Below are 13,934 nucleotides of genomic sequence, written 5' to 3' on the forward strand. Positions count from 1 at the left end.
GTTGCGAGGATGGGGCGACCCGGTTCGCACAGGAGGCGCCAGATGCCCACGTCCCAGAACTCCCCGTCCCGAGAGGCCGGTTACCGGAACCCCGGTCCGCTGGTCGGCGTGGGCTGGCTCGCGCAGCGGCTGGCCGCTCCCGGGCTGGTGATCTTCGACGCCTCCGTCGGCGCCCATCGCGGCGCCGCCCACCGGATCCCCGGCGCCCGCCCCTTCGACCTCGACGGGGACCTGTCCGACCACGACGCCCCCGCCCCGCACACCATGCCCGGCGCCGCACGGTTCACCGAGGCGATGCGGGCCCTCGGCGTCGACGACACCTCCACCGTGGTCGTCTACGACGGCGCCGGCATCTACTCCAGCGCCCGCGCCTGGTGGATGCTGCGCGCGATGGGCTTCGACCGGGCCGCCGTACTCGACGGGGGACTGCCCGCCTGGGAGGCCGCCGGGCTGCCCGTGGAGGCCACCGGCCCGGCCTGGGGGAACCCCGCGGCGGCAGCCGGAGGAGAGGGCCCGCGCGGCTCCTTCACCGCCCGCCCCCGGCCCGGGCTGCTGGCCGACGGCGCCACCATCGCCGCGGCCCTGGCCGACCCGGCCGCCGCGGTCCTGGACGCCCGTACCCGCGAGCGCTTCGCGGGCACCGCCCCCGAACCCCGCCCGGGCCTGCGCGGCGGCCACATGCCGGGCGCGTTCAACCTGCCCTTCGCCGAACTCCAGCGCGCCGACGGACTGATGCGCCCGGCGGAGGAACTCCGCGCGGCCGTCCACGCGCTGACCGGCGAGCGGGAGCGCCTCTACTTCAGCTGCGGATCGGGAGTGACGGCCTGCGTCCTGGCCCTCGGCGCCACCCTCGCCGGCTACCGGGACCTGGCCGTGTACGACGGCTCGTGGAGCGAGTGGGGCATGCCCTCGGACGAGCGGCCGGTGGTCACGGGCCACGGGCCGGCGGGCGGGGACGGGGGCGGCGGAGGGGGTGCCGCGGGGGTCGCCGGCGGTGCCGGGGTCGCGGGGGTCGCGGGCGGTGCCGGGGGTTAACCCCACCCCAGGCCCGGGGACCTGCCCCATCGGCCGCGGGGCGCTCCCCGCCGGAGACTCGTGACCATGCTTTCTCACGCCGTGTCATCCCGCCCCGCCCGCACCGCCGCCGTCGCCCTCGGGGCCGGGCTCCTGCTGGCGGGCTGCTCCTTCGGGGACGGCCCCCAGAAGACGGCGACGGCCGACGCCACGGTCACCGAGGCCGTCACCGCGGTGGAGGTCACGGGTGCCCGGGCCGGCTCGGTCGAGGTCACCGCCGCGAACGGGCCCGGAGTCACGGTCCGCCGAACCGTCCACTACCGCGGGGACACCGTGCCGACGCCCGGACAGCGGGTCACCGCGGGCGTACTCACCTTCTCCGACGGCTGCGACGCGACCTGCTTCATCGACTACCGCCTGGAGGTCCCGGCCTCCGCCACGGTCAGGCTGGAGAGCAGCAGCGGCCGCATCACGGTGACCGGCGTGGCGGCGGCCGAGCTGACGGCCGACTCCGGCGAGGTCCGGGCCGACCGCATCACGGGCCCGCTGAAGGCCCGTACCTCCTCGGGCGCGATCACCGCCTCCGGCCTGGCCGGGCCCACCGCCGAGGTCCGCTCCGACTCGGGCGACGCCCGCCTGGACTTCACACGGGCCCCGTCCTCGGTGCTCGCCGAGACCGGTTCGGGCGACGTCACCCTGGACGTTCCCCGGGCCCCCTACCGGATGGCGGTCACCACCACCTCCGGTGCCCGCGACGTCACCCTCCCCACGGACCCCTCGGCACCCGCCAGCCTCGCGGTGAAGACCACCTCGGGCGACGTCCGCGTCTCGGCACGGAGCTGACGGCCGACGGGGCCGGTCCAGGGCTGCCCCCGGGTCGTTCGCCCCGGGCGAACGGCAGTTGGGGAACAACGGGCGGCGCACATGCATTGAGTCGGCATAGCTCAACTTCACTGCCGGAGGGAAGATCATGGCTTCGACGTCCGTAACGCTCACCCTGCCCGTGCTGCCGCTCGACGACGAGGTCGTGCTGCCTGGGATGGTCGTTCCGCTCGACCTGTCCGACGCCGAGGTGCGCGCCGCCGTGGAGGCGGCCCAGGCGGCGGCGGGCAGCGGCGGAAAGCCCCGGGTGCTGCTCGTGCCGCGGATCGACGGGACGTACGCCGGCACCGGTGTGCTCGGGACCGTCGAGCAGGTGGGGAGGCTCTCCGACGGGGATCCCGGCGCGCTCATCCGCGGCCGCGGCCGGGTCCGCATCGGCGCCGGGACGACCGGACCAGGGGCCGCGCTCTGGGTCGAGGGCGAGACCGTCGACGAGCACGTGCCGGACCCGCTGCCGGGTGCGGTCACCGAGCTCGTCAAGGAGTACAAGGCGCTCGCCACCAGCTGGCTGAAGAAGCGCGGCGCCTGGCAGGTCGTCGACCGGGTCCAGCAGATCGAAGGGGTCTCGGCCCTCGCCGACAACTCCGGGTACTCGCCGTTCCTGACGGTCGAGCAGAAGGTCGAACTGCTGGAGACCGCAGACCCCGTCGCCCGGCTCAAGCTGGCCGTCAAGGCACTCAGCGACCACCTCGCCGAGCAGGACGTCGCCGAGTCCATCGCCAAGGACGTGCAGGACGGCGTCGACAAGCAGCAGCGGGAGTTCCTGCTGCGCCGGCAGCTGGACGCCGTCCGCAAGGAACTGCGCGAGCTGAACGGGGAGAAGGACGGCGAGGAGTCCGACGACTACCGCAGCCGCGTCGAGGCCGCCGACCTCCCCGAGAAGGTCCGCGAGGCCGCGCTCAAGGAGGTCGACAAGCTGGAGCGGGCCAGCGACCAGAGCCCGGAGGGCTCCTGGATCCGCACCTGGCTGGACACCGTCCTGGAGCTGCCCTGGAACGAGCGCACGGAGGACCGGTACGACATCCAGGGCGCGCGGGCCGTCCTCGACGCCGAACACGCCGGGCTGAGCGACGTGAAGGACCGCATCACCGAATACCTCGCCGTGCGCAAGCGGCGCACCGAGCGCGGCATGGGCGTGATCGGCGGCCGCCGCGGCGGAGCCGTCCTCGCGCTCGTCGGGCCGCCCGGTGTCGGCAAGACCTCGCTCGGTGAGTCCGTCGCCCACGCCATGGGCCGCAAGTTCGTCCGGGTCGCGCTCGGCGGCGTACGCGACGAGGCCGAGGTACGGGGACACCGCCGGACCTACGTCGGCGCCCTGCCGGGCCGCATCGTCCGGGCGATCAAGGAGGCCGGGTCGATGAACCCGGTCGTCCTGCTCGACGAGATCGACAAGGTGGGCTCCGACTTCCGCGGGGACCCGGCCGCCGCCCTCCTGGAAGTCCTGGACCCGGCGCAGAACCACACCTTCCGGGACCACTACCTGGAGGTGGAGCTCGACCTCAGCGACGTGGTGTTCCTGGCCACCGCCAACGTCCTGGAGGCCATCCCGGAGGCTCTGGCCGACCGCATGGAGCTGGTCCGCCTCGACGGGTACACCGAGGACGAGAAGGTCGTCATCGCCCGCGACCACCTGCTGCCCCGCCAGCTGGAGCGCGCCGGCCTCGGCGCCGACGAGGTGGTCCTGCAGGAGGAGGCGCTCAGGAAGCTCGCCGGCGAGTACACCCGCGAGGCGGGCGTACGCACCCTGGAGCGGTCCATCGCGCGGCTGCTCCGCAAGGTCGCCTCGCAGCACGAACTGGGCGAGCGCGAGCTGCCCTTCAGCATCGGCGCCGACGACCTGCGTGCCCTGATCGGCCGCCCGCACCACGTGCCGGAGTCCGCCCAGGACCCGGCGGAGCGGCGTACCGCGGTGCCCGGCGTGGCCACCGGCCTCGCGGTGACCGGCGCGGGCGGCGACGTGCTGTTCGTGGAGGCCTCACTGGCCGACCCGGAGACGGGCGCGGCCGGTCTGACCCTCACCGGCCAGCTCGGCGACGTCATGAAGGAGTCGGCGCAGATCGCGCTCAGCTTCCTGCGCTCGCACGGCGCCGAACTGGAACTCCCGGTGGCCGACCTGAAGGACCGGGGCGTGCACATCCACTTCCCGGCGGGCGCGGTCCCCAAGGACGGCCCGAGCGCGGGCATCACCATGACGACGGCCCTCGCCTCGCTGCTCTCCGGGCGGCAGGTGCGCACGGACGTGGCCATGACCGGCGAGGTCTCGCTGACCGGGCGGGTCCTGCCGATCGGCGGGGTCAAGCAGAAGCTGCTCGCCGCGCACCGGGCCGGGCTGACCACCGTCATCATCCCCAAGCGCAACGAGGCCGACCTGGACGACGTCCCGGCCGAGGTGCTGGAGGGACTGGAGGTGCACCCGGTGACGGATGTGCGCCAGGTCCTGGAACTCGCCCTGGCCCAGGCCCGGGCCGGGGCGGAAGTGCCCTTCACCACCGCCGCGTAGGGGCGGGTCACGGCGCCCGGGTCCCCTCCCCCGGACTCCGTCCGGGGGGACCCCCGGGCGGGGCCCCGGGCCGTCGGCGTGCCGGCTGCGAAATACTGGCGGCCCACACACCACAGAGGGAGCCTGACGTGCACGGGAGCGAAGACCAGGAGTTCCTTGCCCTGGAGCGGGAGCTGTCCGTCTTCCTCCGGCGCGCCCGCGCCTCCTCCGGCGAGATGGCCCGCGAGCTCCACCCCGAACTCGAACCCGCCGCGTACGGACTCCTGACCCGCCTGGAGGCGGCCGGCCGGCAGCGGGCCACCGAGCTCGCCGCGTACTTCGGCGTCGGCAAGGCCACCATGAGCCGCCAGCTGCGGGCCCTGGAGGTGCTGGGCCTGGTCGCCCGCGAGCCCGACCCGGCCGACGGCCGGGCCTTCCTGGTCGGCCTCACCGAGGAGGGCCGCGCGCGGTTCCTGCGGGTGCGTGACGCGCGGCGCGAGCAGTACATGCGCAAGCTCGCCGGCTGGGACCGCGGCGAGGTGGCCGAACTCGCCCGGCTGCTCAACCAGCTGAACGCGGGCGAGGAGTAGACCCGCAGGGGCCGGGAGACGGGCTCCGAAGAGGCCGGGGGAAGAGGCCCGGAGAGGCCGGGGGAAGAGGTCCGAAGAGGCCCGGAGAGGTCCGGAGCGGCTGCGCGCCGGCCCTCACAGCTCCGCGTAGACCGCCGAGGCGTCGTCGTGCCGCTTGTACCGGGCCGACGGGCGGGCCGGGTCGGACTCGACGGCGCGGACCCTGCCGATCAGCCCCTCCGCGCCCTCCTTCCGCAGCACCGCCAGGCACTGGGACCAGTCGCCCTCCTGGAACGTGTCCGTCCACCGGCTCGCCCCGTCCGTGAGCGCGGCCACCGCCCGGACCCGCCCGCGCGGCGTACGCCCCGTCACCGCCCGTACCGCCACCGCCGGATCGGCGGCCGCCGTGAAGAAGCCGCCCTCCGCGTTGCGCAGCGCGTCCGCCGTCTCCTGCGACCGCAGCATCTCCGGCGGGACCCGGTCCAGCCGGTCGTCGAGCACGGCCGTGACCTCACCGTCCGGCGCCTGCAGGAGCAGTACGGAGTCCGAGAGCACGAGGTGCTCCACGTACGCCTCGTCCCAGCGGACGACGACCACCGTCGCCTGCGGCGTGCGGACGTGAGAAAGGTCACAGGTGTCCCGGTGCGCCGCGGCCGTGGAGCGGACGGCTTCCGCCAGGATCCGGTCCAGCGGCATGTCCCGCCGCGATCCGGACAGTTCGGTCAATCGGCCGCCGAGCCGGGCCGTGAACCACGGCACTCCGTGCACGCATCCGTCGTCGCCGCGCGGCGGGGTGACCCCGTCCAGGGCGACCACGACGCCGCCGCCCGAAGCGGGGATCGCGGCCGACACCCAGTCCTCATTGGGGCGTTCCGTGTTGCCGGGGGCCGATGCGAGGTCGATGCGCATGCCGTCATTCTGCCGGGCGCGGGGCTCCGGCGCGCGGGTAGGTCCGTACCAATGCGGGAGGGGTGGGCGGGAGTGGCCCTGCGCGCCGTCCAGGGCCCGGCCGGGGCCCCGCGGGCGTGTGGGCGGGCATCCTGCCAAAGCCCGCGTGGATCTTTCAACCGCCCGTCCGTGGACGCGCCCTGACACCCGGTGCCCGAGTTGGTCGCCAACTCATCCGTGATGTTCACTCGTTCGAGTGGCCGGGTGGGCGATGTGCGGCTCTCTTCCCATCACACTGCGAAGGTCTGAGGCGGTACGAGGGAGCGGGGCGCGTTTACTTGTTGACCGGCCGTTACCTCGGCCACACGAGTAGACGAGCAAGAGCACACGTACAGGATTGCGAGCACCGGTGCAGAAGAAGCGGTCTCGGAAGAACGGCACCGCCACCGACGGCCCGGCCCCCGCAGGACGCCGCGTCCGCGTGCGCCGCAGGCTGGTCGTAGGCGTGGCCGTCGCCGGTCTCACCGTCCTCGCGGCAGGCAGCCCAGCCGTCGTCTCCGCCACGAGAGAACTGAACGACTCCCAGCGCCTGGTCACCCTCGCGGACCGGACCCGGCAGACCCTCACCCTCGCGCACCTCCTCGGCGACGAGCGCGATGCCGTCGTCGAGTACGCCGCGAAGGGCCGCCCCGGCGGGGCCAAGGGACCCGTCCAGGAACGCGCCGCCCGCACCGACCGGCAGCTCGCCGAGGTCCAGGCCGATGCCGACGAGCAGACCGCCCTCGCGCTCGCCCGCGTCCAGGCCGTCCGCGGCGAGGCCGTCGACGGCAAGGGCAGCGCCCTCGCCGCCCACCAGGCCTACGCCGCAGTCATCGCGGAACTGCTCGCCCCCGGCGACCGGCTCGCCGAACTGACCCCGCCGCGCGCCGTGGCCGCCCTCGCCACCACGCGCCCGATGGCCCCGCTGGGCCAGGCGGTCGAACAGGCCTCGGCCACCCGTGGACTGCTGCTCGCGGCGCTGGCCGTCCCCCGCGGCGAGCAGCCCCCCAACTCGGCCGTGGCCGACGAACTCAGCACCGCCGCCCAGCGCTCGCGCGTACGGGAACAGGCCGCGCTGGACGACTTCGCGCGGGCCGCGCGGCCCGACGTACGCCAGACCCTCGCCGCCACCGTCACCGGACCCGAGGTCAAGGCGGCCGACGACCACCTCAAGCGGCTCACCGAGCGGCCCACGCTCTCGGCCGCCGACCGCAAGACCGACGCGGCCGCCGTCGGCTCCGCGCTCACCGCCCGCATCGACCGCATGCGGTCCGTCGAATCCACCCTCGCCGGGCAGCGCGCCTCCGCGCTCGCCGCCCTGCGCGACGACGACGTGACCCGGCTGGAAACCCTCATCGCGGTGCTGGGCCTGCTGTTCCTGGTCGCCGTGGGCTTCTCGACCGCCGTGGCCCGCTCGCTGACCCGGCCGCTGTCCGTCCTGCGCCGCGGCGCGGAGCGGCTGGCGACGCCGGAGGGCTCGGTGGAGCCGGTCCGGTTCACGGGCCGCAACGACGAGTTCGCCGAGGTCGTACGCCACCTGAACGCGGTCCGGGACCAGACCGTCTCGCTGCACACCCGCATCGCCGGGCTCGACGCCGACCGGCGCCGCATCATCGGCCGCAACGAGGCGCTCGCCTCGGGCCGCGAGGCGCTGGAGGAAGAGCTGACGACGCTGCGCGCCGGGCTCGAAGAGCACCGCCGCATCATGTCCACGACGTCCGTCTCGCTGTCGCTGCGGACCCTGGGCCTGGTGGAGCGCCAGCTCGCCGTCATCGAGGAACTGGAGTCCAAGGAACAGGACCCGGACCAACTGGCGATCCTCTTCAAGCTCGACCACCTGGCCACCGTGATGCGCCGCCACAACGAGAACCTGCTGGTCCTCGCCGGGCAGGAGCACGGTCACGGCCAGGGACTGCCGGTCCCGCTGGTCGACGTCATGCGCGCCGCCGTCAGCGAGATCGAGCGCTACGAGCGCGTCGACCTCGCCGCGCTGCCCTCGCACATCCAGGTCGCCGGGCACGCGGCCGACGACATCTCGCACGTCCTGGCCGAGCTGCTGGAGAACGCGACGACGTTCTCGCCGCCGGACGCCAAGGTCAAGGTGTCCGGGTGGCTGGTGGACTCCGGCGACGTGGTGCTGTCCGTCGTCGACGAGGGCATCGGGGTCACCGAGGACCGGCTGGAGGCACTGAACTCCCGGCTGGCCACGCCCGAGGCCTACGACGAGGAGCCCGAGGCCGAACACGGCCTGGGCCTCGGCCTGTACGTCGCCGGACGCCTCGCGGCGCGCCACGGGGTCACCGCGGAGCTGCGCGCCCCGCGGCACGGCGGCACCGAGGCCCTCGTGGTCGTCCCGGCCGCGCTGCTGCCCGCGACCCCGCCCTTCTCCCCGGTCCACACCCTGGCGACGCCGGGCGCGCCCGCGCTGCACCTTCCCGGCGTGATCGCCGAGGCGAACGAGAACACGCTGCCGAGCCGCACGCGCGGCAAGTCGGAGTCCGCTGCCGGGGAGCCCGGGCCGGAGGCCGGCCTGGACGGGGCCGTCCTGCCGGACGGGGCCCTGGACGCCGAGCCGGATCCCGCCGCTGTCGCCGCCGGGCCGCAGCCCGGGCCGGAGGCCGGTCTGGAGCTGGAGCCCGAGCCCGAGCTGGACGGGGCCGTCCTGCCGGACGGGGCCCTGGACGCCGAGCCGGATCCCGCCGCCGTCGCCGCCGAACCGCAGTCCGGGCCCGAAGCCGACGCCCGCGCCGACGCCGAGCCCGACACGGCCGGTCCGGTGGACGGTCCGCTGCCGCCCGCCGAGGAGATCTTCACCGTACCGGCTCCGGCACAAGCCCCGGCGGAGGTGCCGGCCGGGCCCGGCCCCGAGGAGCAGCTGCTCGCGCGGGTCGTCCCCGACGCGGACGCGGCGGCCTCCGGGGCGGCGGACCCCGAGCCGGGGATACCGACCGAGGCGCAGGACGCCGGGGAAGGTGCCGACGGACGCGAATCCGGCCCCGAGCCGGATCCGCACGGCCACGCCACCGCCGCCGAGGAGGAGGACTGGCTCCCCCGCCAGGGCAGCCACCCCGCCGATCCCGCCGAGGCGGAGCCCGTCACCGACAAGGGCCTGCCGAAGCGGACCCCGCGGTCCGTCCCCGTCCCCCGCGCGGTCCGTGACGAGGGACCGGCCGAGCCGCCGCGCCGGATCGACGCCGACGAACTGCGCCGCCGCCTCGGCGGGTTCTACCAGGGCGCCCAGGACGGGCGGCGCGTGGCCGCCGCCGAGATCGCGCGGGACCCGGGGGGCGAGCACGTACCGGACCGCGAACAGGAACAGGGCCACACCGACCAGGGGGACACCGCACAGGAGGCACGCACATGACCGCGCCCAGTACGTACGGACTGAGCACCCAGGCCCGCAACCTGCAATGGCTGCTGACCGACCTGGTCAGGGAGGTACCCGGCGTCAACTCCGTCGCCGTCGTGTCCTCGGACGGGCTACTGCTCCTGTCCTCGGACCCCGTCACGGACGGCGCCGCCACCGCCCCGCAGCCCAAGAGCAGGGGGCCGCGGGGCGCCTCCGCCGACCTGGCCACCATCGTGTCCGGCCTGGGCAGCCTCACCACCGGTGCGGCCGCCCTGATGGACGGCGGCTCCGTCAAACAGACCATGGTGGCGATGGAGCACGGCTCCGTCTTCGTCATGGCCATCAGCGACGGCTCACTGCTGGGCGTGCACGCCACCCCCGATTGCGACATGAGCGTCGTCGCCTACCACATGGCCCTGTTCGTCGGCCGCGCCGGCCACGTCCTGACCCCCGAAGTCCGCAGCGAGCTGCGCCAGTCGATGGAGAACACCCCGTGAGGAGTCCGGCCTCCGACCGGCTGCCGATACGCGGCGCCGACCGCCGCCCCGCCCGCGTACGCCCGTACTCCCTCACGGGGGGCCGTACCCGGTTCACAGAGGTCCTGCTGGTGGAGACGTTCGTCGCCACCCTGGACACCAAGCTGTCGGAGCCGCAGAAGCCCGACCGCATGCCCGAACTGCCCGCCATCGTCGAGGTCTGCCGTCGCATGCGCACGATCGCCGAGATCGCCGCGCTGTTGAAGCTGCCGCTCGGTGTGGTCCGCGTCCTGGTCAGCGACCTCGCCGACCAGGGCAGGATCCGCGTCTACGGCACGGGTCACGGCACGGGCCGGCCCGAACGCGCGCTGCTCGAAAGGGTGCTCAGTGGTCTTCGCCGTCTCTGAAAAGCCCGTGGCGGACGCGTCGGCCGTGGTGGACGACGAGACCGCCCAGCCCTGGCAGTACGACCGCTCCCGCGCGCCCGTCGCCGTCAAGGTGCTGGTCGCCGGTGGTTTCGGCGTCGGCAAGACCACCTTCGTCACCTCCCTCTCCGAGATCACCCCGCTGTGCACCGAGGCGGTGATGACCCAGGCCAGCGTCCCGACCGACGACCTGTCCGCGACCCCGGACAAGAACACCACCACCGTCGCGATGGACTTCGGCCGCCTCACCCTCGACGACGACCTCGTCCTCTACGTGTACGGGACCCCCGGCCAGGAGCGGTTCTGGTTCATGTGGGACGACCTGGTGCGCGGAGCGATCGGCGGCATCGTGCTGGCCGACACCCGCCGGCTGCGCGACTGCTTCCCCGCCCTCGACTACTTCGAGAGCAGCGGGCTGCCGTACGCCGTCGCCGTCAACCACTTCGAGGGCACCGACTCGTACGAGCCCGAGGACGTGCGCGAGGCGCTCACCGTCCCGCCGGAGGTGCCCGTCGTGATCATGGATGCGCGCAGTCGCCGCACGGTCGTCGAATCCCTGCTCACCCTGGTGGACCACGCCCTCAGCAGGACCCCCGAATAGGGCCCCAGAAGACGGCACCCGAACACGGCACCCGAACACGGCACCCCCGAACAGAGAACGTGAGAGATGCGCAAGATACTTGTCGTCGGAGCCGGCCAGTCCGGTCTCCAGCTCGCCCTCGGACTCCAGTCGAAGGGGTACGAGGTCACCCTCATGTCCAACCGGACGGCGGACGAGATCCGCACCGGACGGGTCATGTCCACGCAGGTCATGTTCGACACGGCCCTGCAGCACGAGCGCGACCTCCAGCTCGACTTCTGGGCGCGCCAGGCCCCGAGGATCGAGGGTCTCGGCGTCTCCGTCGCCGCCCCCGACGGCGGCCGCGCCATCGACTGGCTGGGCCACCTCAAGGGGTACGCGCAGTCCGTCGACCAGCGCCTGAAGATGGCCGGCTGGCTCGACACCTTCGCGCAGCGCGGCGGCCAGCTGGTCATCCACGGTGCGTCCGTCGCCGACCTCGACTACTTCTCCCGTACGTACGACCTGGTGCTGGTGGCCGCCGGCAAGGGCGAGCTGGTGTCGATGTTCGGCCGCGACGCCGCCCGCTCGCCGTACGACGCCCCGCAGCGCGCGCTCGCCGTCAGCTACGTGCACGGGCTCGGCCCGCGACCGGAGCACCCGGAGACCGAGGCCGTCCGGTGCAACCTGGTCCCGGGCGTCGGCGAGCTGTTCGTCATGCCGACCCTCACCACCTCGGGGCGGGCGGACATCCTGTTCTGGGAGGGCATCCCGGGCGGTCCGGTGGACGTGTTCAAGGGCGTCACGGATCCGGCGGAACACCTGGCGCTCACGCTGGGCCTGATGGAGAAGTTCACGCCGTGGGAGTACGCGCGTGCCACGAAGACGGAGCTGACGGACGCGGGCGCCACGCTCGCCGGCCGGTACGCGCCGGTGGTCCGCAATCCGATCGGGCGCCTGCCGGGCGGCGGGCTGGTGCTGGGCGTCGCGGACGTGGTCGTCTCCAACGACCCGATCACCGGACAGGGCTCGAACTCGGCCGCCAAGTGCGCCGCCTCGTACCTCTCGTCGATCCTGATGCACGGGGACAAGCCGTTCGACGAGGCGTGGATGAAGGCGACCTTCGACAAGTACTGGTTCACCACGGGCAAGCCGGTGACCCAGTGGACGAACGCGATGCTGGGCGTCCCGCCGGAGCACGTGCTGAACCTGCTCGGCGCGGCCGGGGAGCTCCAGCCGGTGGCGAATCGATTCGCCAACGGCTTCGACAACCCGGCCGACTTCGACGCGTACTTCTACGATCCCGAAGACGCCGCGGAGTACTTGGCGGAGGTCGCTTCGGCCTCCGGCACTCCGTCCGTCGACGCTGCGTCTTCCGGCGCCCCCTCCACCGGCGCCCCCTCTTCCGAGTAGCCGGTGTCGTCCCCCGCCGCCGCGTCCTCGGGGAGCGGCGGCGGGGTGAACTGCGTGAGCGGCGTCCCGTCGGCGTCGGGCCGTACGGCACCGAGCAGCGGGTTGGCGGCGATCGGCGAGACCTTCACCTTCGCGCCCGGCCGCGGCGCCTGGATCACCTTGCCCCCGCCCACGTACAGGCCCACGTGGGTGGCCTTGGGGAAGTAGACCACCAGGTCCCCGGGCCGCAGCTGGTCCAGCGGCACCTTCGGCAGCCGGGCCCACTGCTCCTGGCTGGTACGGGGGATGGCGCGTCCGGCGTGTGCCCAGGCCTGCGAGGTCAGCCCGGAGCAGTCGAAGGACGCCGGGCCCTCCGCGCCCCACACGTAGGGTTTGCCGATCTGGGCGGCCGCGTATGTGAGGGCCGCGCCGCCGGCGGCCGTCGGGGTACCGGTGCGGGTGGGGAGCCTGCCGGAGTCCACCAGCTCCCGCTGCGCGACGGCGGTGTCACGGGCCTCCCGCGCGCCGAGCTGTGCGAGTTGCTCGGCCGTCAGGGAGGCGAGCACCCGCTCGACCTCCTTGAGCTGCACCGCGACCTCGTCCTTCTGCCGCCTGCGCCGCGCGGCCAGCGACTGCTGGGAGTCCAGCGCCTCGCGTGCCCGGGCGGCGAGCGCGTCGGCCGCCCGCTCCCCGCGCGTGAGCCGCTTCAGCACGGCGGCCTGCCGAGCGCCCTCGCGGGCGGCGAGGCGGCGCTGGTCCAAGGCGGCCTGCGGGTTCCCGGCGAGCAGCATCCGGGCGTACGGGGAGAGGCCGCGGCTGCCCTGGTACTGCTCCCGGGCGAGCCGCCCGAGCAGCGCCTTTTCGGCACCGAGGGCGCTGCGGGCCTTGCCGGACTCGGCGCTGAGCCGCCGCTCCTGCTCCTGGTGGGACCTGAGGGCGACTTCGGTGGCGTTGTAGGCCTCGGCGGCCTCCTCGGCCTTCTGGTAGAGCCCCTGCAGGCGGGTGAGCAGCACCCCGACGTTCTCACCGGGCAGCGGTTCGGCATGGACGGTGGGCAGCGGCCCGGCCGTGACGAGCACCGCGGCGATGCAGGCGGCACGAAGCAGCCGATAGGACAATGTGATCACCTCCGAGGGCGCCGATGCTGCCACGCCCGGTACGACAAATGCCCCAGCGGTGTCGGCGGGCCTCGCGCACTCACCCGGTTGGCGGGGTGGGCGGGGTGTGGAGCCGGTCGGCGGTGGGGGCGGGCACGGCCTCCGCCCCGCCCCTCCCCTCCCCTCCCCTCCCCGCCTCGCCGTGACAGCTCTGTTGCCGGAACTGTGGGGTCCGTCATAGGTGGCGGGAACGCGGGTTGGTGGACTCGGCGGATGGCGCTCCTGCTTCTGCTGCTCATTCCGGCCGGGCTGGTCGCGGCCTTCGGACTCGTCGGCCACGGCCTCGTGACCCTCGGCCGGGCCGGGCGGCGGCGTACCGGCCGGGCGGTGTGGCACCGGGGTCTCGCCGCCCTGCTTGCGGGTGTCGCGGCCGCCGTCTACACCTGGGGCCTGCTGTACGTCGCCGGTGCGGTGGTCGACGCGGAGGACGGCGGCGCCGAGTCCTCGCCGCTCCGGCCCTGTAGGACGCCTGGCCGGTGGGAGCGGGCGCTGACGGTCGTCGACTACACCGTGGACTACGTGCCCCTGCGCTTCGTCTGTGAGACGACGGGCGGCGGACGGTACGCCGCCGGGTCCGTTCCCGGCTACGTCAACCCGGCCGTGCTGGGCCTCGGGCTGGCCGCCGCCGTGTGCGCCGGGGCCGCGGCCCTCGCATCGGAGCGCCGCGCCCGGGAGGACCCGGCCGTGTGATGCGGAGCCCCGGCG

The 13,934-nt window shown here is 74.2% G+C and carries 12 protein-coding genes; 10 read left to right on the forward strand and 2 right to left on the reverse strand.

Annotation, left to right across the window (positions count from 1 at the left end; genetic code table 11):
• Positions 1-42 precede the first annotated feature (42 nt).
• The 4 genes from ACFCZ1_RS13460 to ACFCZ1_RS13475 all read left to right on the forward strand — a co-directional run bounded on the left by ACFCZ1_RS13460 (position 43) and on the right by ACFCZ1_RS13475 (position 4,965).
• Positions 43-1,035, forward strand: a complete 993-nt coding sequence (locus ACFCZ1_RS13460; protein ID WP_376678518.1) for a sulfurtransferase — start codon at positions 43-45, stop codon at positions 1,033-1,035.
• A gap of 66 nt (positions 1,036-1,101) precedes the next feature.
• Positions 1,102-1,857 carry a DUF4097 domain-containing protein gene (locus tag ACFCZ1_RS13465; RefSeq protein ID WP_376678519.1) on the forward strand — a complete coding sequence of 252 codons (756 nt, stop codon included), beginning with the start codon at positions 1,102-1,104 and terminating at the stop codon, positions 1,855-1,857.
• 127 nt (positions 1,858-1,984) lie between these two features.
• Positions 1,985-4,396, forward strand: coding sequence for an endopeptidase La (gene lon, locus ACFCZ1_RS13470; RefSeq protein ID WP_376678520.1), 2,412 nt, complete (start codon positions 1,985-1,987; stop codon positions 4,394-4,396).
• Positions 4,397-4,491: 95 nt separating this feature from the next.
• Entirely contained in the window at positions 4,492-4,965 is a 474-nt protein-coding gene (locus tag ACFCZ1_RS13475; RefSeq protein ID WP_376678661.1) for a MarR family winged helix-turn-helix transcriptional regulator, read from the forward strand.
• A gap of 114 nt (positions 4,966-5,079) precedes the next feature.
• Here the strand turns inward: ACFCZ1_RS13475 and ACFCZ1_RS13480 are convergent, their stop codons facing one another.
• Complete coding sequence (locus ACFCZ1_RS13480) at positions 5,080-5,853, reverse strand: hypothetical protein (RefSeq protein WP_376678521.1); 774 nt, start codon at positions 5,851-5,853, stop codon at positions 5,080-5,082.
• Between the two features lie 388 nt (positions 5,854-6,241).
• On the opposite strand from ACFCZ1_RS13480, the gene ACFCZ1_RS13485 reads away from it, so the two are divergent.
• From ACFCZ1_RS13485 to ACFCZ1_RS13505, 5 genes are all read left to right on the forward strand, one after another.
• A complete protein-coding gene (locus ACFCZ1_RS13485) occupies positions 6,242-9,235 on the forward strand; it encodes a nitrate- and nitrite sensing domain-containing protein (protein ID WP_376678522.1) in 2,994 nt (997 codons plus the stop codon).
• Positions 9,232-9,717 carry a roadblock/LC7 domain-containing protein gene (locus ACFCZ1_RS13490; RefSeq protein WP_376678523.1) on the forward strand — a complete coding sequence of 162 codons (486 nt, stop codon included), beginning with the start codon at positions 9,232-9,234 and terminating at the stop codon, positions 9,715-9,717. Before ACFCZ1_RS13485 ends, ACFCZ1_RS13490 begins: the two co-directional genes overlap by 4 nt.
• On the forward strand, positions 9,714-10,103 hold the full coding sequence (locus tag ACFCZ1_RS13495; protein WP_376678524.1) for a DUF742 domain-containing protein: 390 nt from the start codon (positions 9,714-9,716) through the stop codon (positions 10,101-10,103). Before ACFCZ1_RS13490 ends, ACFCZ1_RS13495 begins: the two co-directional genes overlap by 4 nt.
• A 7-nt stretch (positions 10,104-10,110) precedes the next feature.
• Entirely contained in the window at positions 10,111-10,722 is a 612-nt protein-coding gene (locus tag ACFCZ1_RS13500) for an ATP/GTP-binding protein (protein WP_376678525.1), read from the forward strand.
• 66 nt (positions 10,723-10,788) lie between these two features.
• Positions 10,789-12,093, forward strand: coding sequence for a styrene monooxygenase/indole monooxygenase family protein (locus ACFCZ1_RS13505; RefSeq protein ID WP_376678526.1), 1,305 nt, complete (start codon positions 10,789-10,791; stop codon positions 12,091-12,093).
• On the opposite strand, the gene ACFCZ1_RS13510 is transcribed toward ACFCZ1_RS13505, so the two are convergent.
• A complete protein-coding gene (locus ACFCZ1_RS13510) occupies positions 11,976-13,223 on the reverse strand; it encodes a C40 family peptidase (RefSeq protein ID WP_376678527.1) in 1,248 nt (415 codons plus the stop codon). The two genes, ACFCZ1_RS13505 and ACFCZ1_RS13510, sit on opposite strands and share 118 nt — an antisense overlap.
• Before the next feature lie 219 nt (positions 13,224-13,442).
• Between ACFCZ1_RS13510 and ACFCZ1_RS13515 the strand changes: the two genes are divergently transcribed.
• A complete protein-coding gene (locus ACFCZ1_RS13515) occupies positions 13,443-13,919 on the forward strand; it encodes a hypothetical protein (protein WP_376678528.1) in 477 nt (158 codons plus the stop codon).
• The last annotated feature ends 15 nt before the right edge of the window (positions 13,920-13,934 follow it).

Source organism: Streptomyces sp. NPDC056224 (genome assembly GCF_042267665.1).
Taxonomy (GTDB): Bacteria; Actinomycetota; Actinomycetes; order Streptomycetales; family Streptomycetaceae; genus Streptomyces.

Excerpts from the sequence above, each read along its gene's own strand:
- ACFCZ1_RS13460 (WP_376678518.1), top strand. The coding sequence starts at position 43 with ATGCCCACGTCCCAGAACTCCCCGTCCCGAGAGGCCGGTTACCGGAAC.
- ACFCZ1_RS13465 (WP_376678519.1), top strand. The coding sequence starts at position 1,102 with ATGCTTTCTCACGCCGTGTCATCCCGCCCCGCCCGCACCGCCGCCGTC.
- lon (WP_376678520.1), top strand. The coding sequence starts at position 1,985 with ATGGCTTCGACGTCCGTAACGCTCACCCTGCCCGTGCTGCCGCTCGAC.
- ACFCZ1_RS13480 (WP_376678521.1), bottom strand. The coding sequence starts at position 5,853 with ATGCGCATCGACCTCGCATCGGCCCCCGGCAACACGGAACGCCCCAAT.
- ACFCZ1_RS13490 (WP_376678523.1), top strand. The coding sequence starts at position 9,232 with ATGACCGCGCCCAGTACGTACGGACTGAGCACCCAGGCCCGCAACCTG.
- ACFCZ1_RS13505 (WP_376678526.1), top strand. The coding sequence starts at position 10,789 with ATGCGCAAGATACTTGTCGTCGGAGCCGGCCAGTCCGGTCTCCAGCTC.
- ACFCZ1_RS13515 (WP_376678528.1), top strand. The coding sequence starts at position 13,443 with ATGGCGCTCCTGCTTCTGCTGCTCATTCCGGCCGGGCTGGTCGCGGCC.